The sequence below is a fragment of the Kribbella caucasensis genome, from assembly GCF_004361855.1.
GTDB lineage: Bacteria > Actinomycetota > Actinomycetes > Propionibacteriales > Kribbellaceae > Kribbella > Kribbella caucasensis.
The window spans coordinates 82,846-107,519 of the sequence record NZ_SNWQ01000006.1 but is presented as its reverse complement, the minus strand read 5'-3'; the positions used below and the strand labels follow the sequence as shown (position 1 = coordinate 107,519).

Here is a 24,674-nt window from a genome sequence, read left to right as displayed (position 1 = left end):
GGGCGGGAAACAGGGTGGCCAGGCGTGAAGCAGGGCGGCGGCGCCCGCCCGGTACGTCGCCGCCCTGCTGACAGATCAGTCCGCGATGATCTCGATCGAGTCGACTCGGTCGGGGTAGAAGGCCACGTGTTCGCGGATGTCCGAGACCGCGGCGTACGGCTGCTCGTACGTCCACACCGCGTTCACGCCACGCTCGCCGGCCGGGATGATGCTGTAGTACGACGCGTCGCCCTTGTACGGGCAGTACGTCTCGTGCTCGGTCCGCTCCAGTTGGCTGAAGTCGACGTCGGTCCGCGGGATGTACTGCACCGCCGGATAGCTCGCCTCCTGCAACGACAACGCGTCCCGGGTGTCCGCGATCACCTTCCCGGCGACCGTCACCACCACCCGATCCGGATTCTTCTCCACCGTGATCGGATGATCCGGCCCAGGCACTTTCACCGGCTTCTCAGCCATATTGCTCTCCACTCCGAAGACAATCCTCCACTTTTCAACAACCCCGGCGTGGCCGATCCCATTCCGCTCTGAGCCGCATGAGGTGGTTGTCCACAGGACGATCTGCAGAACACCCTTCTACCTATCTAGAATTCTGTCTATGCTTCTAGACATGGCGCTCAGCATCAAGACGGACGAGGCCGACCGGCTGGCTCGCGAGCTGGCGGCGGAGACACACGAGTCCCTCACCGAGGCGATCACGGTCGCGTTGCGGGAGAGGCTGGACCGCGTCCGAGCACAACGCAGGCCCGGCCTGGTGATCAAGGTCGAACGCCTTGCTCGGGAGTACAGCGCACAACCCGTGGCGGACCGCCGTAGTCCCGACGAACTGCTCGGGTACGACGAGTCCGGCCTGCCGTCGTGACCTCGGTCGTTGTCGACACCTCGGCGATGGTTGCGGTGCTCACCGCCGAGCCAGGCTGCGAGTGGATTCTCGACTGCTTGGGCGATGCGGAAAGCCGGTTGATCGCAGCGCCCACGGCGGTGGAGCTCGGCATCGTGCTGGAAGCCAGAGCACCCGGCGCGGTCGGCATCGCGCATCGGGTGCTGCGCGATGCGCAGATCACCGTGGTGCCGTTCGACGCCGACCTGGCCGATCGGGCGATAGACGCCTGGCGGAGGTTCGGCAAGGGACGGCATCCGGCCGGGCTGAATCTCGGCGATTGCTTCACGTATGCGCTGGCCGAGGAGACCGGCTTCCCCATCCTGTGTGTTGGTGACGACTTCAGCCGTTCGGATCTGCCTGTGCTCGGCAAGAACGAGGGATCTGTCAGAGGGGGGTGAGGGGGACCAGGAGGGAGGGGCCGCCGTCGAAGGTGCCGGCGTCTATGCCGAGGACCAGGCCGTCGCAGTAGAGGAGTGGCTCCTTGACCCAGGCGGGGTCGATGCCGAGTTGGTCGGCGACGATGCTGTGGCCGTGGACGATGCGTTCGCCGCCGAGGTGGTGCAGGAGGGTGCGGGCGAGTTCGGGGCCGTCGGGGCCGCGGAAGGCGTAGCGCGACGTCATCCGGCGCCAGATCTCCCACCAGACGGTGATGTCGTCGGAGTGCAGTTCGGCGCGGGCGGCGGCGTTGATCTCGTCGATGGTGCTGCCCCACTCGACATACTCGATGGTGTCGGAGTGCATCAGCAGGTGCCCCGCGTCCAGGCCGAGCATGGGCTGGTCGATCAGCCAGGCGACGTCGTCGTCGGTGAGCAGTTCCTGGTCGCGGTCCTGGCCGCCGTTCAGGGCCCAGCTGCGTTCGAAGCTGCGCGAGGTGATCCCCTCGTGCGGCACGAACGTGTCGCCGAACTTGCGCATCCCGAGCGCGAGGATCTCGTGGTTGCCGAGCAGCAGCCGTACTTCGCCGCTGCTCGCGGCCGCCTGGTCGGTGAGCCGGCGGACCAGCCGCAGCGCGCCGATCCCGTCCGGGCCGCGGTCGAACAGGTCACCGAGCAACCACAACCGGGCATCCTGGCCGGACCAGTTGCCGTCGGCGTCGGTCAGGTCGGCCTCGTGCAACGACGCGGCGAACTTGTCCGGATACCCGTGGACGTCGCTCACCACGTACGTCGCGGTCACGCCAACCTCGCAGCGTGAGCACGATCAGTACGACGACGTTGAGCGCCGTGACGGCGGTTGCTACCAGACATGCCAGGAAAGAGTAGTCGGAATCCAGTTGCCTCAGGCCCAGTTCCAGCGTACTTCGAGGGTGACCTCGATGGTTTGCTCGCCCGGCGTGACCGTCAGACTCTGGTCGTAACCGGCAGCGGACGACTTGGCCATCGCCATTTCCCGGATCGGGACCTGGCCGAAGGTCTCCGAGACCGCGCCGATCGAGCCGAGCTCCTGACCGGTCAGCCGCGCCAGTTGAGCGGCCTTCTCGGCAGCCTGCGCGAAGGCCAGTTCGCGGGCCCGGACCAGCAGCGCGGTCTTGTCCTCGACATCGAACTGCAGGTAGTCCAGCCCGAGGCTGTTGCCCGCCGCCGACACCGCCGCGTTCAGCAACCGGCCGAATCCGGTGAGGTCCTTCGTGGTCACCGTCATCGAGTGCGACGCCCGATACCCGGCGACCGCCATCGACTCGCCGTACTGCGGATGCACGTTGACCGAGCTGGTCTGGATATCGGACGAGCCGACACCCAGGTCACGCAGTACGGCGTTGACCGCGTCGGTGCGTTCGGCGACCAGCGCGACCGCGGCCGCTACGTCGGGGGCGTCCTGGCCGACGCTGAGCGTGAGGCGGAGCAGATCGGCCGGCGCGGTGGCCTGACCGGTCCCGGTGACGGTGATCCCAGAGTCCATGCCGGCCAGTCTGACACTTCACCCGGCGCATGGCCTTTGGTCAGCTACTGGTGGGCCGCGCGTCGCCTGCCGGGCGAAAGCTGCCAAGTCAACAACGACCAGGGAGACACGATGCGTAGGAAGACCATACTCGCCACCATCCTGGCGGGTGCGCTGCTCGCCGGTACGACCGTGGCCGGCGCCGATGCCGCCGGGCGCGACGACCAGGTCGCCCGTGCCTTCGAGGCGACCACACGCAGTACGGCGTGGACGCAGGTGGCGCGGATTCCGTTGAAGTTCCCGACGTACCACCCGCAGGGTTTCGCCGTGGTCGGCGACACGATCTTCCTGTCCAGCGTGGAGGTGCTGTAGGCGCCGGTGAAGTACCCGGCGCCGGTGGGCGGGTACGACCGGACTCCGGGTAAGGGGATCGGGCACCTGTTCGTACTGGACCGGCAGGGCAACCTGAAGAAGGACATCACGCTCGGCGAGGGCACGGTGTACCACCCGGGCGGGATCGACTTCGACGGCGAGAACGTGTGGGTCCCGGTCGCGGAGTACCGGCCGAACTCGCGCGGCATCGTCTACAAGGTGAACCCGAAGACGTTCAAGGTCAGCGAGCAGTTCCGGGTCGGTGACCACGTCGGTGGAGTCGTGCGCGACCGGCGTACGGGCATGGTGCACGGGGTGAGCTGGGGATCGCGGACGCTGTACGAGTGGACCGCGGCCGGCAAGCAGTTGGACGCCAAGGCCAACAAGAGCCACCTGCTCGACTACCAGGACTGCGACTACGTGAGCCGGAGCAAGCAGCTCTGTGGTGGAGTGACAGGACTGGCGACCGCGACCGGGGGCAACTACGAGCTCGGCGGCCTGGCGCTGCTCGACCTGAAGGACAACCGGATCCTGCACGAGATCCCGTTCCCTGCCTTCTCGGCGGCTGGGCACAGCGCGACGCGGAACCCAGTGGCGCTGGAGGTCGACGGCAACAAGCTGCGGCTGTTCACCGCGCCCGATGACGGCGAAGAGGTCAAGGGCACCGAGATTTTGATCTACGAGTCGGTCATCAGCTAGCCCGGGGGACGATGCGGGCCGGGATGTCGTGTTGGTGGCACAGCGCGAGCAGCCCGGTCCCGTCGATCAGTTGCAGGGGTTTGCCGTTCGCGAACTGGTAGCTGGACGGGCCGAAGCCGCTGGTGGTGATCAGGATGCCCTTGGTCGCGCCCGCGTCCACCACCGTGCCGAAGAGATCCCGTACCGCGGACGGCGGCACGGTTTTCGTGTAGAGCTTCGCCTGGACGACGAACATGCCACCCGTGATCGGCCTGGGATCGTGTGCCACACAGTCGATACCGCCGTCGTTCGCACTGCGGAACAGGCGGGTCTCCAGGCCCATCCGGGTGAGCAGGTTGTGCACCAGGTGCTCGAACTCGGTCGGGGTCAGCTCGAGCAGGTTCGGCCGGGAGTCGATCTCGCTGACGATGTCCGTCGCCTCGACCGTCCGCGGATCGGCCAGGTCGAAGTCCATCACGGGCTCCACCGGTTGGAGCTCCTCCGGATGCCGGGAGACCTCGGCGCCGAAGTAGTGCCGGACGCAGGCGACCGGGTCGAGCTGGTCGAGGACGAGGGCCTTGTACTGCTCGCGGGTGGCCCGCAACGTGATCAGGCACGGCCGCACGGTCCGGCCGGTGGCGAGGTCCACCGACTCGACCATGCCGTTGAACACGACTGTGTCGACCACGCCGTACCGGTCGTGCCCGAAGACCAGGTGCAGCGCCCGCAACGCGCACTGTGCGACCAGTTGCTGGTAGAGGAGGCGCACTTCCTTCTCCGGCCGCGGTACGGCGACCACGGCGTCCTGCTCCTCGTCGTACCGGTATGACGCTTCCGGCGGTACGACGCCGACGTCGGGCAGGTCCCACTCCAACGCCAGCAGGGTCGACTCGGGCACGTAGCCGACTTTGCGGCGGCGCGGGAAGTCGTGCGGCTCGGCGGTCCGTTCCAGCGCCTTCTGGAAGTACCGGGTCACTGCCTTGCGGTCCCGGTTCTCCACGCACCGCTGGTACTCGTCCACGCGCTGGTGCTGCTCCGCGGTGGTCTCGTCCAGCCGGCGCTGCTGCTCGGCCTGTTCCCGGGAGGACCGCGCGACCCGTTCCCGCCGGGTCTCCTCGGCCGCCCGGTGCCGCTCGATCGCCTCGGCGAACCGGTCCTCGGCCTGCCGCAGGCGCCGCGCATACCGCCTGTTCCCACCCACCCAGCTCGCGAACGGCCCCGGCGGACTCGGCAGGAACGCGGCCCACACCGGCCCCGGGTGCGGCTCCAGCTCCGCCGCCGACACCAACGGTGGCGCCCGCCGCGGCGCCCGTTTCAACGTCTGCAGGTCGGTCCCGTGCACCTCGATCGCCAGCGCTTCGGCCAGCACACTCTGCAACTCCCGGACACGCTCCCGCACCGCAGCGGTCCGTTGCGCCGCCTCGGCGGTACGACCCGGCGGACGCTCGCTGCGGGCAACCCGATCGCCCGACCAGCCCATGGCCTCACACCTTTCCCTACCAGCGTAGCCACCCAGCCACGCTCCGCGACGGGACACGACGCAGAGTTATCCCGGCGATTGCTTGCCGTCCACCCCCGGTTTCCCTGAATTCGAACACACGCCCGCGTATACTGTACGAACACCCAGCAGGGTTCCCGGCGCGGCCCGATCCCAACCGAAAACAAGCGTTTTCAGGCGCGCGAGGATCCATTGCCGGCAACAACCTGAGCCGAATCGACCATCCGAGCCGCCCAGTCGATGCTCTTCGCCGCATCCGCCGCCGAGGTCGACGACGCCTGATACTGCGACTTCGACTTCAGCTTGAGCAGCCGCGAGAACGTCTGGGCGGTCTCCCGGCCAACCGGCCCAGACGCTTTGAGCTCGGCAACGGCTTCCAAATGGTTGTCGCCCTTCTTCGTTCGGCCGGTCAACGCGAGGCAGATCGCATCCTTGGAGTTGATGCCGGAGGTGACGGCGCTCGATGTCGCCGCGTTGAACAGGCCGAGGTCGTGGGTGAGTTCGGCTGCTTCCAGGAACTCCCGCGCCTTTGGCCAGATGGGCGCGCGCGTCTTCCAGTGCTCCCATCAACTGGCCTTGCGGGTGAGGCTCGGGCGTGGTGCTGCGCCGGCGACCGGTACCGCGTCGCGGCGGAGTTCGCCGACGAGGCGTTCACCGCGGCGGACCAGTCGCTTGAGCTCCTGCGCGCTGTACTCGACGACCTCGCAAGTGTTGCCGGACCAGCGGGCGGCGCGCTCGGTCAACGCCTCGATCTGTCGGAGCCACCGTGGATCGGATTCGTCGACCTTGTCCGGCCGGACCACCAGCAGGTCGAGGTCGCTGTCCGGACCGGCCTGCCCGCGTGCGCTGGAACCGAACAGCCAGACAGCGGCGGCGGGCACCTCCCAGGACTCGGCTTCCGCTCTAAGTCGGGCGAGCAGGATCTCGCGAAGGTTGACGAGATCGTGGATCGCTGGGTAGGCGACATGATCGCGGTTGAGCCTGTAGAGCTTGGCTCGCCCGGCCGGCTCGACATCGACCAGCCCGTTGCGCGCCAGATCGTCGAGGACCTTCTGGACTCCGCTGGCGCTGGCCGGCGTCCTCAGCAGTCCGGCGACTGCGCGACCCGTGAGTGGTCGATCGGTCCTGGTCAAGACGCCAAGGACCCGACCGTGCAGGCCCGGGATGGCCGTGGAGATCGGTTCGGGAAACTGCATGGCGCACCTCCTCATGCCCACTATAGAGGTCATATGCCCACTCAACCAAACATATGACCGACTGAGTGGGCAATCATCTCCGTGCTCTTGCCGGGCGGGTGGGGCGCGGTCACGATGACGGGATGAGCTTGCCTTCGTATGCGTTCGGGGTGTCCGGGGTTGCTTTGCTGGGGGAGACGATCGGGGGGAATCTTCGGCGGGCGGTGGGGGCGTACGGGGATCGGGACGCGATGGTCGAGGTCGCCAGTGGGCGGCGGTGGACGTACGGCGAGTTCGGGGCCGACGTGGAGACCGTGGCGCGGGGGTTGATGGCGCGGGGGATCGCGAAGGGAGATCGGGTCGGGATCTGGGCGCCGAACTGCGCGGAGTGGACGATCACGCAGTACGCGACGGCGACGATCGGCGCGATCCTGGTGAACATCAACCCGGCGTACCGCACGCACGAGTTGGCGTATGCGCTGAACCAGTCGGGCGTGAAGCTGCTGGTGTCGGCGACGGAGTTCAAGACCAGCGACTACCGGGCGATGGTGGACGAGGTCCGCAAGGACTGCGCGGCGCTGGAGGACACGGTCTACATCGGCACGTCCGACTGGGACGAGCTGGTCGCCGCCGCTGAGGGGATCAGCAAAGAACAGCTCAGCGAGCGGGAAGCCGAGCTGAGCTTCGACGATCCGATCAACATCCAGTACACGTCCGGGACCACGGGATTCCCGAAGGGCGCGACGCTCTCGCACCACAACATCCTCAACAACGGGTACTTCGTCACCGAGCTGATTGGCTTCACCGAAGACGACCGGCTGTGCATCCCGGTCCCCTTCTACCACTGCTTCGGCATGGTGATGGGCAACCTCGGCTGCACCACCCACGGCGCCTGCATGGTGATCCCCGGCCCGGCCTTCGATCCGAAGTCCACGTTGCAGGCGGTTCAGGATGAACGCTGCACCGGCCTGTACGGCGTACCGACCATGTTCATCGCCGAACTCGGGTTACCGGACTTCGCGTCGTACGACCTGACGTCCCTCAGGACCGGGGTGATGGCCGGCTCGCCGTGTCCGGTCGAGGTGATGAAGCGCTGCGTGGCCGACATGCACATGGCCGAGGTCGCGATCTGCTACGGCATGACCGAGACGTCGCCGGTGTCCACCCAGACCCGTCGCGACGACGACCTGGACCGCCGTACGTCGACCGTGGGCCAGGTGATGCCGCACGTCGAGGTGAAACTGGTCGATCCCGCGACCGGACTCGTCGTCCCGCGCGGTGAACCGGGCGAGCTGTGCACCCGCGGATACTCCGTGATGCTCGGCTACTGGAATGAGCCGGAGAAGACGGCCGAAGCGATCGATCAGGCCCGCTGGATGCACACCGGCGACCTCGCCGTGATGCGCGACGACGGCTACGTGACCATCGTCGGCCGGATCAAGGACATGGTGATCCGCGGCGGCGAGAACGTGTACCCGCGCGAGATCGAGGAGTTCCTCTACACCCATCCCGGTGTCGCCGACGTCCAGGTGATCGGTGTCCCGGACCCGAAGTACGGCGAGGAGCTGTGCGCCTGGATCAAGCTCAAACCAGGCGCCGACCCACTCGACGCGGCCAAGGTCAAGGAGTTCGCCACCGGCAAGCTCGCGCACTACAAGATCCCGAGGTACGTCCTCCTCGTCGACGACTTCCCGATGACCGTCACCGGCAAGATCCGCAAGGTCGAAATGCGCGAGAAGTCGGTGGAGCTACTCGGCCTGAACCAGCCCGGCTGAGGTCGCGACCCTCCTCGTCGTGGTTATCCACGCGAAACGTGGGAGGGGGATTCGGAAACGGGAGTTTGTTCCGGAGGCAACGGTGCGGCAATCGGGCGGTCTTTCACTGGATGACATCCAGACGGACCGAATCCGGGAGTCGGCATGCAACTCACAGGCGGTGCGCATTACCCCGTCGTCGTGGTCGGCGGCGGCCAGGCCGGTCTGGCGACGAGCTGGCACCTGACCCGGCGCGGAGTGGATCACCTTGTGCTGGAGGCGGATCGGGTCGGCAGCGAGTGGCGGAACCGGCGGTGGGACTCGTTCTGCCTGGTCACGCCGAACTGGCAGTGCCGGCTCCCGGGTTTCCCGTACGACGGGCCGGCGGCGGACGGGTTCATGCTGCGCGACGAGATCGTGGCCTATCTGGAGGACTACTCCCGCTCGTACGACGTGCCGCTGGTCGAAGGAGTTCGGGCGACCGGCCTGGACGACGGATTCCGGATCGCCACCACGCAAGGGGCGGTCACCGCCGACCAGGTGGTGCTCGCGACCGGGCCGTATCAGGTGCCGCGGATTCCCCGGATGGCGGAGCGCTTGCCGACGACGGTCACGCAGCTCCACTCCTCGCAGTACAAGAACCCGGACCATATGCCGGCAGGCGAGGTTGTCGTGATCGGCACCGGACAGTCGGGCTGCCAGATCGCCGAGGATCTGCACCTGGCGGGACGGACCGTGCACCTGGTCACCGGCAGCGCTCCGCGAGTGGCGAGGTTCTACCGCGGGCGGGACGTCGTCGCCTGGCTCGACCTGATGGGCTACTACGCCAAGGGAATCGACGAGTTCGACGATGTCGATGCGGTGCGCTTCCGGGTGAACCATTACGTCACCGGACGGGATGGCGGCCGCGACATCGACCTGCGGAAGTTCGCTCTGGAGGGGATGAAGCTGTACGGGCGGCTGGTCGACGCGGATCAGACGTCGCTGCGGTTCGCCCAGGATCTGAGCAAGAACCTCGACCACGCGGACGCGGTGTCGGAGGGGATCAAGGACTCGATCGACGCCTTCGTCGCGGCGAACGGGATCGACGCCCCGGACGAGGATCGCTACCGGCCTGTCTGGGAGCCGTCGAGCGAGCCGGAAGCCCTTGAAATCAAAGGGATCAGCACGGTTATCTGGAGCACCGGGTTCCGCCGCGACGACTCGTGGATCCGGTTGCCGGTGTTCGACGGCCGCGGCTACCCGACCCACCATCGCGGTGTGACGAGCGTCCCGGGGCTCTACTTCATCGGTCTGCCCTGGCAGTACACGTGGGGCTCGGGCCGCTTCGGTGGGGTTGCCGACGACGCGCGGTACCTGGTCGAACGAATCACGGAGCAGCGGGCGGGCATGCACTGGATCGCCGGCCTGCCCAGGAAGACGGTTGCGTGAGGCAATGGATATGTCGACAAAGATCTCCGACGCGCACCGGCACCTCGGCAAGCTGCCCGCGTATCCGTTTTACGGCGGTCCACCGGTCAACCCCGACACCACCGCTCGCGCGACCATCGGCGAACTGCTCGAGGATCTCGATGCCGAGGGCACCGAGCGCGCGCTGGTGATCCCGAACTACGGCGTACCGGACGTCGCTGTCTCGTTCGCCTTCAACAACCTCGTGGTCGAGGCGGCGGCGCGGGACGACCGGATCCGGGCGGGGCTCTGGGTCTCCCCACGACCGCAGGACGCCGAGCTCACCGCGAAGGCGCTCACGCTGGCGACGGAACCTGGCGTGCGGGCGCTCAAACTCAGCTTCCTGCTCGGCGGTCATCCAACCGACGACGCCGTACGACCGCAGCTCGACGAGATCTTCACCACGGCCAGGGACAACGGCCTCGTCGTGCACGTGCACACCTCGCCCGGCGCCGCGTCCGACATCGACCACGTCGGTCACCTGGTCGACACCTACGCCAACGAAGTCCCGGTGCATCTCGTTCACTTCGGTGGCGGGATGAGTGGGCACATCAAGCTGATCGGCTCCCGGTTCTTCGACTGGATCGAGGCCGGGAAGCGGGTCTACACCGACCTGTCCTGGGCGATCGGCTTCGCCCCGGGCTGGCTGGCCGCCGAGATCGAGCGCCGCGGCATCGGTCACGACCGGGTGCTGTTCGCCAGCGACCAGCCGTGGGGCGACCACGCCGGCGAGTTCGCCCGGGTGCGCGCCGCGATGGGTGACGGCGAGCTCGGCGAGCACGTCTTCCACCGCACGTTCAGCCATCTGTACGACTGACACATCACCACACCTCAAGGAGCAGCCATGCCCGAACTGACCGAGCTCGAGACCAAGAGCCTGGAGGAGATCCCGCACCCGTCGCTGCCGCAGGGCTCCAGCATCTACGGCGGGACGAAGGTGTTCCCGGACTACCAGGCCGAGGACGGCGAGACCTACTTCACCCTGGTGCACGGGATCGCGCACGAGTCCTCGGTGAGCTTCGTCGCGATCCTGCAGGCGACCCGGGCGCAGCGCAAGGGGTTCGAGTCGGCGATCTACTTCTACGGTCCCGGTTCGCTGAACTGCCTGGCCACCCGGGGTTTCCCGACCACCGGCAACTCCGCCTTCCCCGGCGAGCACAACATCAACGAGTCGCTGAAGACCTTCATCAGCGAAGGCGGCAAGGTGTACTGCTGCCGGTTCGGCCTGTCCCTGCACGGAGCCCGCGAGGAGGACCTGATCGAGGGGGTCATCCCGACGCATCCGCTGGACGTGCAGGACGCGCTGATCCACTACGCCCGCAAGGGTGCCATCATCAACTCGACGTACATGTTCTGAGGGATGACCGTGAGCGTTGGCGCCGAAGTTGCTCAGGGCAACCTGGTGGACGAGGGTCTGTCGATCCGGGCCGAGATGGCCGTGTACGGCGTTCAGGTGGACGCCCCGGTTCGCCGGAGCAAGGGGGCCGGTCCGAGCGACGACGGGCACCTGGTCGTCGACGGTGCCAACGCCACCCTCCCGATCGTCGCGGACAGCCCGTACCAGGTGCGCGACGGATCGGTCTATCGCAACGGGCTCGACCTGGGCCTATCGGTCGAGCCCGTCAGCCGGCCGAAGTTCTACGACCTGACCACGGCCGAAGGCATCCCCTACCGCCAGATCGCTTTGCTGCACGGGAAGGACGTGCTCGCCACGACGGTCGTCCAGACCTGCATCCGGTACGACGAGTCGACGCGCTGCCGGTTCTGCTCGATCGAGGAGTCGCTGCGATCGGGTGCGACCGTGGCGGCGAAGACACCGGCTCAGTTGGCCGAGGTCGCGGAGGCAGCAGTCCGGCTGGACGGGGTCACGCAAATGGTGATGACCACTGGGACCACGAACGGGCCGGATCGGGGTGCGCGGAATCTCGTCCGCTGTGTGAAGGCTGTCCTGCAAGCCGTTCCAGGGTTGCCGATCCAGGTCCAGATCGAGCCGCCAGGTGACCTTCGGGTGCTGGCGGAGCTTCGCGAGGCCGGAGCGACGTCGATCGGGATCCACGTGGAGTCGCTGGACGACGAGGTTCGGCGGCGGTGGATGCCGGGGAAGTCGACCGTGAGCCTGGCGGAGTACGAGGCCGCTTGGGACGAGGCGGTTCGGGTGTTCGGGTGGAACCGGGTGTCGACGTACCTGCTGATCGGGATGGGTGAGTCCGCGGACGAGTTGGTGCGCGGTGCCGCTGGGTTGATCGATCGAGGCGTGTACCCGTTCGTCGTACCGCTGCGGCCGATGCTCGGGACGCTGGCCCGGGCCGATGGAGTGACGCCGCCGGACGCGCGGGTCGTGCGGGAGGTCACCGCGCGGGTTGCGGCGCTGCTCGCGGAGGCGGGGATGCGGGGCGCGGATCAGGGTGCTGGGTGCGCGGCTTGTGGGGCCTGCAGTCTGTTGTCGGCGGCGGGATCATGAGTACTACGGTCGCGCAGTTGACTGGGGTCCGTCGGGCGGCGGACGTGGCTGCGTTGCTGGGCGATCCACCGGCCGGCGCTCCACGGTTTCTGATCGAGGAGGCGGACGGGCGGGCGGTGCTGGCCTATCGCCGGTTGCGACACCAGGCCTTCGTCGAGGACCAAGGGCTGTTCGACGGGAGCGATCTCGACGACCGCGACGAGGACCCACGCACGATCGTCTTGATCGCACGAGACTCCACCGGTGCGGTTATCGGCGGGGTGCGCCTGGGTCCGGCGACAGCGGGTCCCGACATCGGCTGGTGGCAAGGCGGCCGTCTCGTCACAACCGGGAGCTCCGCCGGCGTCGGCGCTGCTCTCGTTCGGGCAGCGTGTGCTCGGGCGGAGGCTGCGGGCGCGTTGCGATTTGACGCCACTGTCCAGACTGGGACGCATCGGTTCTTCCAGCGGCTCGGGTGGGAGACGATCCGACCGGTGGAGGTTGCTGGGAGCAAGCATCTGCTGATGCGGTGGCCGATCGACCGGGTCGCTCGGCTGGTCGCGGCGACGAAGAGTGAACTGGGCCCGCTGCTGTCCGGCCTCGGGCCGCAAGGGTTCGTGGGCGACGACGGCGCGCCGGTGCCGGGGAGTGACTTGGTGGCGGCTTGCGACGCGATCTTGCCGTCGATGGTGGAACGGGATCCGGAGTGGGCCGGCTGGTGCTCGGTGCTGGTGAACGTGAACGACCTGGCCGCGATGGGTGCGGAGCCCGTCGGCCTGCTGGATGCGCTCGGCGCACGGGACCGGTCGTTCGCGACGCGGGTGCTGAGCGGATTGCGCCGGGCCGCGACGGCGTACGGCGTACCGGTGCTCGGCGGACACACCCAGTTCGGCGTACCGGCGGCGCTGAGTGTCACCGCGCTCGGGCGGACCGCGCATCCGGTGCCAGGCGGCGGCGGACGTCCCGGACAGCCGGTCCGGCTGACGGCCGACCTCGCCGGAGGTTGGCGATCTGGCTATGCCGGACGGCAGTGGGACTCGACCAGCGGACGGCGTACTGAGGACCTGAGGGCGATGATCGGTGCCGTGGGCAACGCCCGGCCGGAAGCTGCGAAGGACGTTTCGATGGCCGGAGTCGTCGGCACGCTTGGGATGCTCGCGGAAGCGAGCGGTTGCGCGGCGACCCTCGACGTCGCCGCCGTACCGAAGCCCGGCGACGCGTCGATGGGGGACTGGCTCACCTGCTTCCCCGGCTTCGCGATGCTCACGACCGGCAGGCAGGAACTGTCCGCCGGGCCGGCAGACAGCGCGGTCTGCGGCGAGTTGACCACCGGGCAGGGCGTGCGGTTGCGCTGGCCTGACGGAGAGATCACCGAGGCGCTGGCCGCCGGGGTGACCGGGATGGGAGCGGCATGACGACTCTGCGGATGGCGGCGGTCGCCGCGAACTTCGACCGGGACCTGGAGGCGGACTTCGCCAAGGTCCAGGTTCTGATCGAGCAGGCCCGGTCCGCCGGCGTGAGGCTGCTCGTCCTCCCCGAGGGCGCCCTCGGTGGCTACCTGCTCAGCCTGGATGGAACGGCCGAACCGCCGCCCGCGTTCGACCTGCACGGTCCCGAGATCGCCCGGATGGTGAAGCTGGCCGGGGATCTCGTCGTCGCGGTCGGGTACGCCGAGGCCGAGGGCGACTCGATCTACAACAGCGCGGTCTGTGTCACCGGCGACGGGATCCTCGGCCATCACCGTAAGGTGCACCAGCCGTTGCGCGAGGACGAGCACTACGCGGCGGGCGACAGGTTCGAGGCGTTCGACACTCCGGTCGGGCGGATGGGCTTGATGATCTGTTACGACAAGGCGTTCCCCGAGGCCGCGCGGACGCTGGCCCTGGACGGCGCCGAGGTGATCGCCTGCCTGTCGGCCTGGCCGGGTGCCCGGACGAACCCGGATCCGGATCTGTCCCGGGACCGCTGGAAGCGGCGGTTCGATCTGTTCGACCGGGCCCGGGCGCTGGAGAACCAGGTGGTCTGGTTGTCCGCGAACCAGTCCGGCATGTTCGGCTCGCTCAGATTCGTCGCCAGCGCGAAGGTGGTGGACCCGGGCGGCGAGATCCTCGCGGACACCGGGGTGACCGAGGGAATGGCGATCGCCGATGTGGACGTATCCCGGGCGCTCGAACTGGCTCGCCGATCGATGGGCCACCTACGTGACCGCCGGCCGGAGACGTACGGGACGCCCGAGCTGGTATGAGCCTGAAGATCGGTGCCGTCGCGGCTGGTTTCACCCGGGATCTGGAGTTCGATCTGTCCCGGGTGGAAGCGCTGATCCGGCACGGCCGGCGCGAGGAGATCCAGTTGCTGGTGCTGCCGGATGCGGCGCTGGGCGGCTACCTGTCCGACCTGAGCCGGCCGTCGCCGGACGACCTGCCGCCCGCGTTGTCACTCGATGATCCGCTGATCCCCAAGGTGATCGCGATGGCCGGCGAGATGGTGGTCTGCTTCGGCTTCTGCGAGGCCGACGGCGGCGAGCGCTACAACACCGCGCTGTGCGTCACCGGGGACGGTGTGCTCGGCCGGCATCGCAAGGTGCACCAACCACCGGGGGAGCGGTCCGTGTACGCCGCGGGCAACGGGTTCGAGGCGTTCGAAACCCCGATCGGGCGGCTCGGCATGATGATCGACTACGACAAGACGTTCCCCGAGTCCGCCCGGGCGCTCGCGGTCGACGGCGCCGAGGTGATCGCCTGCCTGAACGCCTGGCCGACCAGCATCACCAACCGGGCCCCGCGGATGAACGAGGACCGGCAGTCCCGGTTGTTCGACCTGTACGACCGGTCCCGCGCCGCGGAGAACCAGGTCGTGCTGGTCTCGTCGAACCTGACCGGCTCGATAGGCGGGATGCGGTTCCTCGGCCAGTCGAAGGTGGTCGGTCCCGGCGGTGACATCGTCGCCCGGACCTGGTCGAAGGCCGGGATCGCGGTCGCCGACCTCGACGTACGGGCCGAGATCGACACCGCGCGCCGGGTCCTGCATCACCTGGCCGAGCGCCGTCCGGAGGTGTACTGATGCGGATCGCGTTACTGAGCTACTCGACCAAGCCGCGCGGTGGCGTCGTGCACACCCTGGCGCTGGCGGAGGCGTTGGCCGCTCGCGGTGAGGACGTCACGGTGTGGTCGCTCGGCCGAGGTGGTGACACCGGCTTCTACCGTTCGGTGGATCCTCGGGTGCGGTTGGCGGTAGTTCCGTTTCCGGACCTGCCCGGGGAGGAGGTCGGCGCGCGGATCCTGCGGTCGATCGCCGTACTGCGGGACGCCTTCGACGCGTCCGGGTACGACATCGTGCACGCCCAGGACTGCATCAGCGCGAACGCGGTCGGGCGCTGCGTACGAACCGTGCACCACATCGATCACTTCAGCACGCCCGAGCTGGTCGCCTGCCACGAGCGCGCGATCGTCACGCCGTACGCGCACATCTGCGTCTCCGCGGCAGTCGCCGCCGAACTCGCCGACGGATGGGGGCTCAAGGCAACGGTCGTCCCGAACGGCGTCGCGGCGGCTCGGTTCTCGGCGGCCGCCGCTGACGAACCGGCTGCTGTTGCCGCCCGGACGCGGTGGACGAATGAGCTCGGACGGTACGTGCTCACGGTCGGCGGAATCGAACCCCGCAAGGGCTCTCTCGACCTGCTCGAGGCCTTTGCGCAGATCGGCGACCCGGACCTCCGGCTGGTGATCGCTGGGGGCGAGACGCTGTTCGACTACCGCTCGTACCGCGCTCGGTGGGAGGCACGCGCTGTCGAGCTCGGCGTCGCCCCGATCGTCCTCGGCCCGGTCCCAGACCCCGACCTGCCGTCGCTGGTCGCGGCCGCCGAGGTCTTCGCCTTTCCTTCAGTCAAAGAGGGTTTCGGTCTGGCGCCGCTGGAGGCCCTCGCAGCCGGGGTACCACTCGTCGTCTCCGACCTCCCCGTCTTCCACGAAATCTTCGGCCCCGCCGCAACCTATGCCGGTGACCCAGCCGAACTGGCGGCGCAGCTCACAGCGCGCCACCACCCCGCCAGACGGACTGCCGGCCAGACTCTCGCGGCGAGCTACACCTGGGAGGCTGCGGCGGCCGCGCATGTCGGCCTATATGAATCACTCGCCGCCTGACGGAGCCAGCCGGAGGCGGTGGGCGTGGTTGGGTTCACGGGTCTGGTGTGGGGTCGGTGACTGGGTGGGTTCCGGTGGGTGTGACGTGGAACCGGTAGCCGTGGGGTGTGGTCCATTCCAGGGTCTTGCGGTCCAGGCGCCGGACCTTCCAGCGCCCGAACGTCTTGACCCTGTGGGCGTAGCGCCGCAGGGGTGCGAGATTCTCGGTTCCGGTCTGACCGGGTGGCCCGAGGGGGTCATACGGCCGGATGTGGTCCAGGTCCATCGCCCGGTCGGTTTCGCGGGTGCCGTAGGGGAACTGCTCGACCGGGTGGATCAGCTTGACCCGTTCCCGGACCCGGTCGGGGATCTCGTAGCAGTCAACACCGATGGCGTCGTTCAGGTCGATGACCGGTTTGACGACGTACGGACCGTGGCCGACGAGTTCGGCCAACTGGCTGGCCAGCAACGGGCCGAGGCCCTCGACCCGCAGGATCCCGTCACCGGTAGCCAGCGTGTGGTCGGTCAGGTGTACGTAAATCTCGGTCTGCCCCGGCCGCATCCGCCCACCCGCCGCCCGGCCAGCACCACTCGCGGGCGCTGCGCCGTGGGCGGCGTGGGTGCCGTGGGTGGCGTGGGCGTCGCGCTTGATCTGGGCCAGGCGCGCGTCGAACGCGCGCTGCGCGGCCGCGTCCAGCGGTTCACCGGCGTCGGGGTCTGCGGCGTCTGGGTCGACGCGCTGGCCGGGCCAGCCGGGCTCACCCGGGGCGCCGGTGGGGGTGTCCAGCGGGTCCGGCAGGTCGCTGTGGCTCGGGTGGGGCGCGTCCCGGTCGGCCTCGTCATCCGGCTCGAGCTCAGGACCGAACGCCGGCTCAGGGCCATGCTCGGGCTCAGGGCCGTGCTCGGGCTGAAGCTCACGGCCGGGCTCGGGCTCACGGCCGGGGTCAGGGCCTGGGCGGGCCTCAGGGCCGGGGCCGGGGCGGGGGGCGGGTGCTGCCTGCGGTGCGGGCTCGGGGCCGGGGTTGGTCTGATTGAGGAGCTGGGCGCGGGCCTGGCGGAGGAGCTCTTCGGTGTAGACGGGGTCGGCGATGATGCCGATCGCCTTGGCGCGGCGATGCGGCAGGGTGTCGGTGTCGCCGAGGATCTTCAGGGCCTCGGCGATACTGGCGATGCTCGCGTCGAACCGGATCACATCCCCGGACGCCGCGCGGATATAGACCCTCTTCGTGCCATGTTCGTCGGAGCGGCCGACATAGACGCCCCGCTCCCGCGCCTTCTGCTCAGCCTCGGCGCGGGCGGCGTCGGGATCGGCGCGCCACTTCGCAGCCTTGACGATCTTCTCGAGCCGTTCCGGGGTGACGCTGTCCACGACCGCCGCGACCTGCTTGTCCACCAACGCCGCGGCCTCCTCCGACAGGGTGAGGCAGGCGGTGGCGATCCGGCAGGCCCGCCACGGTGTCGCGTCCCCGGATCGGACCCGGGCGAGGGTGAACGGGAGCCGGTGGCGCAGGGCGAGGGCCTGGCCGATGAGGTTGGCGGCGGCGCCGGCCGAGATGCCGAGGACGGCGCCGAACTCGGCGGCCGCGAATTCGGCGACCTCGGGGCAGCCGTCACCACCCAGGACCACGGCGCGTTCGCGGCCCTGCCAGCTGGAGCGGCCCGGGCGGGGTGGGCAGGTGTCGGGGTGGTGCCGGTCGGCGTAGACCAGGGCGTGTTCGAGGAGGCTGGCCTCGCGCCGGTTCGCCTCGGCGCGCTGCTCGGCGGCCGAGGCCAGCAGGTCGGCCGTCGGCAACTCGGTGAGATCCGTCTCGAACATACTGTCGATTATAAGTCACGTTCCGTGACCACACCAAATTTCTCCTTATCCACAAGGGAAAACGCGACGGCGCAGGCCAGTTAGGCTGGCTGTGCGCCCAGGCGGGCCGGCGGCCACGCGGCGTCGGTGGCCCCGAATCTCCACGCCCACAACGCATTCCGGCCGTTCGCCCCCACCCGGGTCAGCTGCCCATCTACACGGCGAGGCTCAGTCGTAATCCTGCGCCAACGACGTCCGGGGTGGTCAGGTCGAGTCGCGGCGGACCAGGGTGGTTGGAAGGATCACGGCGGCTGGTTGTTCGCCGTTGATGACGTCGCCTAGTAGGCGGACCATTTCGCTGCTGATTCGTTCGAAGGGTTGCCGCATCGTGGTGAGGGCCGGACTCAGCGCGGCGGCGAGATAGGAGTCGTCGAAGCCGCCGACTGCCACGTCGTCCGGGACTCGTCGGCCCTGCGCGGCCAGGGTGGTCAGGGCACCGGCCGCCATCAGGTCGGAGGCGACGAACACCGCGTCGATCTCCGGCCGGGCGGCGAGCAGGTCCGCCATCGCACGCTGTCCGCCGAGCCTCGAATAGTCGCCGTTGGCAACGAGTCCTTCGTCGTAGGCGTCACCGAGCTCCTCGCGGTACCCCTGCAGCCGCTGGACTCCGCCAGGCGTGTCCAGCGGTCCGGTGATCGTTGCGATGTGCCGGCGACCGGTGTCGCGGAGGTGCCGGACCATTTCCCGCGCCCCGGCCACGTCGTCGGCGGCGACGTACCCGATCTTGCCTTCGTGGCCGAGCGACGTCCCGCAGGCGACGGTCGGGACTCCCTCGCGCAACAACGAGCCGACCACCGGGTTGCCGGCGTGCGACGAGATCAGCAGTACGCCGTCGACGTGGCCGGCGGTGACGTAGTCGGTGACGCGGCGTCGTTCCTCCGCGGTACCGGCCACCATCAGCAGCAGCGGCATGTCGCGTTTCGCCAGCGCGTCCGCGGCGCCGCGTAGCAGCACCGAGAAGTTCGGGTCCTCGAACAGCAGTTGCTGCGGCTCGGTCAGTAGGAAGGCGACCGAGTTCGCCCGTCCGGTGACCAGGCTGCGTGCGTGCCGGTTGGCGGCGTATCCGGTCGACTTGATCGCCGCCTGGACGGCGGTGAGCGCCTCCGGGGAGACCCAGTGGCCGCCGTTCAGCACCCGCGAGACGGTACCGCGGGACACGCCGGCGACGGCGGCCACGTCCTTGATGGTCGGTCGCCTGCGGCTGCCGTTCTGCTCCACACGCCGAGAGTTTAGTTCCACCTCAACTCTTCACCGCGCCGGCCGCGAGGTCGACCTTCCAGTACCGCTGCAGAGTGAGGAACAGGGCGACCAACGGCACGATCGACAGCAGCGACCCGGTTACGACAGAGGTGTACAGGCTGGGTTGGGACGCGCCCTGGTTCAGCAGCCCCGACAGACCGACCGTGAGCGGGAACAGTTGGTCGTTGCCGAGCATGATGTACGGCAGCAGGAAGTTGTTCCAGATCGCCACGAACTGGAACAGGAACACCGTCACCAGACCGGGCGCCATCAGCGGGACCGCGATCGACCGGAAGATCAGGAAGTCGCCGGCGCCGTCGGTACGAGCCGCCTCCACCAGATCGTCGGGAACGGCCGCGGCCGCGTAGATCCGGGCCAGGTAGATGCCGTACGGGCTGATGATGCTCGGCAGCAGCACGGCCCAGTACGTATTGGTCAGCCCGAGCTTCGCCAGCAACAGGTACTGCGGGACCGCCAGCACCACACTCGGCACAAGGACTCCGGCCAGCAGGACGTTGAACGTCGCCTGCTTACCGATGAACGTGTACTTCGCCAGCCCGTACCCGGCCGCTGCCGACACGATCGTGGACAGCAGCCCGCCGACTCCGGCGTACAGGGTCGTGTTGGCCATCCAGCGCCAGAACAGGCCACCCCGGTACGCCGAGAGGTCGGCGATGTTGTCGAACAGATGCGTCGACGGGCTGAACGTGAAGGTGGAGAACAACTCGGCGCCACTCTTGGACGACGCGATCAGCACCCACAACACCGGCAGCAGGCAGTACGCCGCTCCGACCAGCAGGATCGCCGTCGCGACCGGACTGCGCGACGTCGGGCGGCGTACTGGGGTGCTCACCGGCTGAATGGTCCGCTCGGGGGCGAGAGTGGTCATCGGTTCTCCTGACCGAACGCGCGGCTCTGGACCAGCCGCAGGAAGCCGTACGACAGCACGAACGTCGCGAAGGCGAGGATCACCGACGTGGCCGCCGCCGAGTGCAGATCGTCTCGGGTGAAGGCGTCCCGGTACACCTTCATCAGCGGTGTCCAGGTGCTGGAGATCGTGTTCGTCAGCGGCCGCAACGTCACCGGCTCGGCGAACACCTGCAGAGTGGCGATCAGCGAGAAGACGAACGTCATGATCAGCGAGGGCAGCACCACCGGGACCTTGATCCGCCAGGCGATCGCGATCTGCCCGCACCCGTCCAGCTCGGCCGCCTCGTAGATCTCGCTCGGGATCGCCTTCAGCGCGGTGTAGATCACCACCATGTTGAACCCGACACCGCCCCAGACAGCGATGTTGGCGACCGCGAAGATCACGTTGCCGGACGACAACAGGTCGGGCAGGGGCCACCCGAGCCGATCGGCGACGTGATGGAACGGGCTCACCGACGGCAGGTAGAGGAAACCCCACAGCAGTGAGGAGATGACGGCCGGCACGGCGTACGGGAGGAAGATCGCCAGCCGGGAGAACTTCCGCGCCCGGGCCCTCGGAGTGTCCAGCAGCAACGCGAAGAGCAGGGCCAGACCGAGCATGGTCGGCACGACGATCACGCCGTACGCCGCGACCCGGAGCACGCTGGCGGCGAAGTCCGGGTCGGTCAGCGCCTTGGAGTAGTTCGACAGCCCGGCCCAGACCTGCTCGCGCGATCCCTTGCCGAGCCCGAGCCCGCGCACCTTGACGGTACGCAGGCTCAGGTACACGGCGTACCCGATCGGCAGGGCGAGGAACGCGGCGAACAGCAGGACCGCCGGGGCGAGGAACGCGTACGGCGCGAGCGACCGGCGCGGGCGACGAGTTGCCGCCCGGCTGCCGGTGCTCACCTGACCAGTGCTCACTTGACCGAGAACCCGGAACTCTTGAGGTTCTCCAGGGTGGTGGTCTGCATCGCCTTGATCGCGGCGGTGAACCCAGCCTTGGACTTCGCCTGCGCGGCCTTGCCGAACTCGTCGGTGTAGGCGGAGTACGCGACGTTGACGTTGGGACCGAAGGTGAAGCTGCGGGCGGTCTTGGCGATCTCGGCGGCCTTCGGGTAGAAGTCCGGCTGGTTGGCGAAGAAGGCCGGCGGCGCCGACAGCGCAGCCGCCTGACCAGGCTGGTCGGACGGGTAGACGCCACTGACCTTGGCAAGCGCGGTGACGGCCTCGGGAGAGGTGTTCAGCCACTCGATGAACTTGGCCGCTTCGGCGGGATGCTTGGACTGCGAGGTCACCGAGGTCGCGGAGCCGCCCCAGTTGCCGGTGGCCGGCTGGTCCGGCGTCCATTGCGGCATCGGTGCCATCGCCCACTTGCCCTTGGTGGCGGCGGCGTTGCCCTCGAGTACGCCGGGCGCCCAGATGGCGGAGAGCCAGCCGACCTGAGTGCCGTTGTTGAGCGCGGCGTTCCACTCCGGGGTGTACATCGGCTTGTTGTCGATCACGCCGTCCTGGACCAGGCCACCCCAGAAGTCGGCGACCTTGACGGTCGGCTCGTCGTCGACGGACACCGACCAGGACTCGCCGTCGATGCTCCACCAGGACGCACCGGCCTGTTGAGCCAGCCCGGCGAACCAGCCGGGGTCGTTCGCCGAGAAGGTGCCCAGGTACTTCTTCGGGTCGGCCGCATGCAGCTTCCGGGCCACCTGCGCGTACTCGTCCCAGGTGGTCGGCACCTGCAGGCCGTACTGCTTGAAGATGTCGGTCCGGTAGTAGAACTGCATCGGCCCGGAGTCCTGCGGTACGCCGTAAACGGCGTCGGTGCCGAGGGTGACGGACTTCCAGACGGTCTCCGGGAAGTGGCCGGCGGTGCCCTGGTCGAGCTTGCCGGTGAGGTCGGCGAGGGCGTCGGCGGACACCAGGGTCGGGATCTTCTGGTACTCGGCCTGCATCACGTCGGGGGCGCCGCTGCCGGCCTTGATCGCGGTGAGCAGTTTGGTGACGGCCGGGTCGCCGCCGTCCTGCTTGTTCACGGTCACCTGGATCTCGGGGTGCGCGGCGTTCCAGGTCGCGACCACCTTGTCCATGTTCGGAGCCCAGGTCCAGAACGTGAGCTTGACGTTCTCCTTCGGCCCTTGCTCGGCGGCCGGCTCGTCACTGCCGGAGCATCCCGCCAGCAGCAGCGCGGCGGCCGCGGCGAATGCCGTCAGCCCCAGGCCAATGTGTCGTCGCATTGCTTTCTCCTCCTCAGGGAGCGCCCGTAGCCGTTGCCGCGCTGACTGCGGGCCGATTGGGCTGTGCACGTTCACAGTGATGGCGGATTCCGGCTCTTGTCAACAGGAGGTTTCATCCTGTTTCCTTGCTGTTGCACCGAGCTGACCGGCTGTGTGCGTGCACAGAGTGAAGGAGTCCGAGTGACATCCCAGGGTGACGGGCGGGGCTGGCTGCCCGGTGTGGGCGCGATCAGCTACGGGGGCGACTACAACCCGGAGCAGTGGCCCGAGGAGACCTGGCCGGCCGACATCGAACTGATGCGGCAGGCGGGCGTCAACCTGGTCAGCATCGGGGTGTTCTCGTGGGCCCTGATCGAGCCGCGGCCGGGCGAGTACGGCTTCGGCTGGCTGGATCGTTTGTTCGAGCTCCTGCACGACGCCGGGATCCGGATCAGCCTCGGTACGCCGACCGCGTCGCCGCCCGCCTGGTTCTTCCACCAGCACCCCGAGGCGCGCGTGGTCACACGGGATGGGACCGTCCTCGGTTTCGGCTCCCGCGGCATGGCCAGCCCCAGCTCAGCGGCGTACCGGGAGGCCAGTACGTCGATCGCCCGCGAACTGGCCAAGCGATACGGCACGCATCCGGCGCTGGCCGTCTGGCATGTCCACAACGAGTACGGCGCGCCGGTGTCGGACTGCTATTCCTCGGCCAGCATCCGCGCCTTTCGTGCTTGGCTGCGTGATCGGTACGGCTCGCTGGACGCGCTCAACCAAGCTTGGGGTACGACGTTCTGGGGTCAGCGGTACGGCGAATGGGAACACGTGTCGGCGCCGGCCGTGTCCGCCAGCGTGGTGAATCCGGCCCAGCGGCTGGACTTCGCGCGGTTCACCTCGGACGCCCTGCTGCAGTGCTTCATCGCCGAACGGGACGCGATCCGGGCCGAGTGTTCAGGCGTGCCGATCACCACGAACTTCATGGCCGGGACCTGTCCGTCGGTGGACCTGTGGAAGTGGGCCGACGAGGTCGACATCGTTGCCAACGACCACTATCTGGTCGCCGCGGATCCACGCAGCCACGTCGGTCTGGCGTTGTCGGCCGATCTGACCCGGTCGATCGCGCGCGGCCGTCCATGGATCCTGATGGAGCACTCGACCTCGGGCGTGAACTGGCAGCCCCGCAACCTGGCCAAGCGGTCGGGGGAGCTGGCCCGGAACGCTCTGGCGCACCTGGGTCGAGGCGCCGACGCGGTGATGTTCTTCCAGTGGAAGGCATCCCGGTCCGGCGCGGAGAAGTTCCACTCGGCGATGCTTCCTCATGCGGGGACGAGTAGCAGGGTCTGGTCGGAGGTCTGCTCACTTGGCCAGGGGCTCGGCCGGCTCGATGAGGTGCTGGGTTCCGAAGTGCGGGCGGAGGTGGCCGTGCTGTGGGACTGGGAGTCCTTCTGGGCGCAGGATCTGGAGTGGCGACCGAGCGAGGACCTGTCCCATCGCGAACGGGTTGACGCCTTCTACGACCGGCTCTGGCGTGACGGTTTGACGGTCGACTTCGCGCATCCGGAGTCCGACCTGTCGGCGTACAAGCTCGTCGTCGCGCCGGCGTCGTACCTGCTCACTGAAGTTGCCGCTAGCAACCTTCGCTCCTATGTCGAGGGTGGTGGCACGTTGGTGGTGTCGTACTTCTCGGCCATCGTGGACGAGTACGACGCTGTGCATGCCGGTGGTTATGTGGCGCCGCTGCGGGACGTGCTCGGGCTGACGGTCGAGGAGTTCCTGCCGTTGCGTTCGGGGGAGACAGTCCGGCTGAGTCTTGACGGGATCAGCGGTGATGTTTGGGCGGACGACGTCGCGTTGGACGGGGCTGAGGTGATCGCCGCCTTCGAGGACGGCCCTGGGGCGGGGAAACCGGCCATTACCCGGAACTCGTTGGGTGCTGGTTCTGCCTTCTATGTGTCTACCCGACTGGGTGTGGACGAACTGTCGGTCGTACTGCGCCGGGCGTATCAGGATGCCGGGATCGAGCCGGGTTTCGGGCCGGCAGACGTCGAGATCATCCGGCGTCACGGGGACTCGGAGTACCTGATTGCGATTAACCACAGCAACCGGCCGGTGGATCTGCCGGTCGGCGGCACCGATTTGCTCTCCGGAGAGTCGGGTGAGTCGCTGAAGCTCGAGGCCGGCGGCGCCCGCGTGATCCGGATCTGACCACTGTGTGAGGA

Annotated in this window: 23 protein-coding genes and 1 pseudogene; 13 read left to right on the top strand and 11 right to left on the bottom strand. The window is 68.4% G+C overall.

Annotated elements, in window-relative coordinates; genetic code table 11:
- Positions 1-75: 75 nt before the first annotated feature.
- Positions 76-456, bottom strand: coding sequence for a DUF427 domain-containing protein (locus EV643_RS14175; protein WP_133800526.1), 381 nt, complete (start codon positions 454-456; stop codon positions 76-78).
- Positions 457-607: 151 nt separating this feature from the next.
- On the opposite strand from EV643_RS14175, the gene EV643_RS14170 reads away from it, so the two are divergent.
- Positions 608-859 (top strand): type II toxin-antitoxin system VapB family antitoxin, encoded by a 252-nt coding sequence (locus EV643_RS14170; protein WP_133800525.1) that lies wholly within the window; start codon positions 608-610, stop codon positions 857-859.
- Positions 856-1,278 (top strand): type II toxin-antitoxin system VapC family toxin, encoded by a 423-nt coding sequence (locus tag EV643_RS14165; protein WP_255512972.1) that lies wholly within the window; start codon positions 856-858, stop codon positions 1,276-1,278. The genes EV643_RS14170 and EV643_RS14165 overlap by 4 nt, the downstream gene beginning before the upstream one ends.
- Here EV643_RS14165 and EV643_RS14160 read toward each other — a convergent pair.
- Together EV643_RS14160 and EV643_RS14155 are read right to left on the bottom strand one after the other, a co-directional pair.
- Positions 1,265-2,056, bottom strand: a complete 792-nt coding sequence (locus tag EV643_RS14160) for a metallophosphoesterase (protein ID WP_133800523.1) — start codon at positions 2,054-2,056, stop codon at positions 1,265-1,267. The genes EV643_RS14165 and EV643_RS14160 overlap by 14 nt on opposite strands.
- Positions 2,057-2,158: 102 nt before the next feature.
- The gene (locus EV643_RS14155) at positions 2,159-2,779 is read right to left on the bottom strand and encodes an SIMPL domain-containing protein (protein WP_133800522.1); all 621 of its coding nucleotides are present in this window, start codon (positions 2,777-2,779) and stop codon (positions 2,159-2,161) included.
- Positions 2,780-2,890: 111 nt separating this feature from the next.
- Between EV643_RS14155 and EV643_RS14150 the strand changes: the two are divergent.
- Positions 2,891-3,829, top strand: a pseudogene (locus EV643_RS14150) (DUF6454 family protein).
- Here EV643_RS14150 and EV643_RS46685 read toward each other — a convergent pair.
- The 3 genes from EV643_RS46685 to EV643_RS14135 form a co-directional block, all read right to left on the bottom strand.
- The gene (locus tag EV643_RS46685) at positions 3,822-5,288 is read right to left on the bottom strand and encodes a restriction endonuclease (RefSeq protein WP_133800521.1); all 1,467 of its coding nucleotides are present in this window, start codon (positions 5,286-5,288) and stop codon (positions 3,822-3,824) included. The pseudogene EV643_RS14150 and the gene EV643_RS46685 overlap by 8 nt on opposite strands.
- 191 nt (positions 5,289-5,479) lie before the next feature.
- On the bottom strand, positions 5,480-5,845 hold the full coding sequence (locus tag EV643_RS14140) for a HEPN domain-containing protein (protein ID WP_202869567.1): 366 nt from the start codon (positions 5,843-5,845) through the stop codon (positions 5,480-5,482).
- A gap of 27 nt (positions 5,846-5,872) precedes the next feature.
- Positions 5,873-6,502 (bottom strand): nucleotidyltransferase domain-containing protein, encoded by a 630-nt coding sequence (locus EV643_RS14135; protein WP_166665441.1) that lies wholly within the window; start codon positions 6,500-6,502, stop codon positions 5,873-5,875.
- 122 nt (positions 6,503-6,624) lie between these two features.
- Here EV643_RS14135 and EV643_RS14130 point away from each other — a divergent pair, with 122 nt between their 5' ends.
- The 9 genes from EV643_RS14130 (at position 6,625) to EV643_RS14090 (ending at position 16,263) form a co-directional block, all read left to right on the top strand.
- Positions 6,625-8,256 (top strand): AMP-binding protein, encoded by a 1,632-nt coding sequence (locus EV643_RS14130; protein WP_133800519.1) that lies wholly within the window; start codon positions 6,625-6,627, stop codon positions 8,254-8,256.
- A gap of 144 nt (positions 8,257-8,400) precedes the next feature.
- Entirely contained in the window at positions 8,401-9,666 is a 1,266-nt protein-coding gene (locus EV643_RS14125; RefSeq protein WP_133800518.1) for an MSMEG_0569 family flavin-dependent oxidoreductase, read from the top strand.
- 10 nt (positions 9,667-9,676) lie between these two features.
- The gene (locus EV643_RS14120) at positions 9,677-10,501 is read left to right on the top strand and encodes an amidohydrolase family protein (protein ID WP_202869550.1); all 825 of its coding nucleotides are present in this window, start codon (positions 9,677-9,679) and stop codon (positions 10,499-10,501) included.
- A gap of 27 nt (positions 10,502-10,528) precedes the next feature.
- On the top strand, positions 10,529-11,041 hold the full coding sequence (locus EV643_RS14115; protein ID WP_133800516.1) for an MSMEG_0572/Sll0783 family nitrogen starvation response protein: 513 nt from the start codon (positions 10,529-10,531) through the stop codon (positions 11,039-11,041).
- 3 nt (positions 11,042-11,044) lie between these two features.
- A complete protein-coding gene (locus EV643_RS14110) occupies positions 11,045-12,145 on the top strand; it encodes an MSMEG_0568 family radical SAM protein (protein WP_133800515.1) in 1,101 nt (366 codons plus the stop codon).
- Complete coding sequence (locus tag EV643_RS14105; protein ID WP_133800514.1) at positions 12,142-13,539, top strand: MSMEG_0567/sll0787 family protein; 1,398 nt, start codon at positions 12,142-12,144, stop codon at positions 13,537-13,539. Before EV643_RS14110 ends, EV643_RS14105 begins: the two co-directional genes overlap by 4 nt.
- A complete protein-coding gene (locus tag EV643_RS14100) occupies positions 13,536-14,369 on the top strand; it encodes a carbon-nitrogen hydrolase family protein (protein ID WP_133800513.1) in 834 nt (277 codons plus the stop codon). Before EV643_RS14105 ends, EV643_RS14100 begins: the two co-directional genes overlap by 4 nt.
- A complete protein-coding gene (locus tag EV643_RS14095) occupies positions 14,366-15,184 on the top strand; it encodes a carbon-nitrogen hydrolase family protein (RefSeq protein ID WP_133800512.1) in 819 nt (272 codons plus the stop codon). The genes EV643_RS14100 and EV643_RS14095 overlap by 4 nt, the downstream gene beginning before the upstream one ends.
- A complete protein-coding gene (locus tag EV643_RS14090; protein ID WP_133800511.1) occupies positions 15,184-16,263 on the top strand; it encodes an MSMEG_0565 family glycosyltransferase in 1,080 nt (359 codons plus the stop codon). Before EV643_RS14095 ends, EV643_RS14090 begins: the two co-directional genes overlap by 1 nt.
- 34 nt (positions 16,264-16,297) lie before the next feature.
- Here EV643_RS14090 and EV643_RS14085 read toward each other — a convergent pair whose 3' ends face one another.
- From EV643_RS14085 to EV643_RS14065, 5 genes are all read right to left on the bottom strand, one after another.
- The gene (locus EV643_RS14085) at positions 16,298-18,058 is read right to left on the bottom strand and encodes a DUF222 domain-containing protein (RefSeq protein ID WP_133800510.1); all 1,761 of its coding nucleotides are present in this window, start codon (positions 18,056-18,058) and stop codon (positions 16,298-16,300) included.
- A 243-nt stretch (positions 18,059-18,301) separates the two neighbouring features.
- Complete coding sequence (locus tag EV643_RS14080) at positions 18,302-19,315, bottom strand: LacI family DNA-binding transcriptional regulator (protein ID WP_133800509.1); 1,014 nt, start codon at positions 19,313-19,315, stop codon at positions 18,302-18,304.
- A gap of 22 nt (positions 19,316-19,337) precedes the next feature.
- On the bottom strand, positions 19,338-20,225 hold the full coding sequence (locus EV643_RS14075) for a carbohydrate ABC transporter permease (RefSeq protein WP_133800508.1): 888 nt from the start codon (positions 20,223-20,225) through the stop codon (positions 19,338-19,340).
- Entirely contained in the window at positions 20,222-21,154 is a 933-nt protein-coding gene (locus EV643_RS14070; protein WP_133800507.1) for a carbohydrate ABC transporter permease, read from the bottom strand. The genes EV643_RS14075 and EV643_RS14070 overlap by 4 nt, the downstream gene beginning before the upstream one ends.
- An 11-nt stretch (positions 21,155-21,165) precedes the next feature.
- Positions 21,166-22,479: an ABC transporter substrate-binding protein gene (locus EV643_RS14065; RefSeq protein WP_133800506.1), complete on the bottom strand. Its 1,314-nt coding sequence runs from the start codon at positions 22,477-22,479 to the stop codon at positions 21,166-21,168.
- Positions 22,480-22,659: 180 nt separating this feature from the next.
- Between EV643_RS14065 and EV643_RS14060 the strand changes: the two genes are divergently transcribed.
- On the top strand, positions 22,660-24,660 hold the full coding sequence (locus EV643_RS14060; RefSeq protein WP_238165580.1) for a beta-galactosidase: 2,001 nt from the start codon (positions 22,660-22,662) through the stop codon (positions 24,658-24,660).
- Positions 24,661-24,674 lie beyond the last annotated feature (14 nt).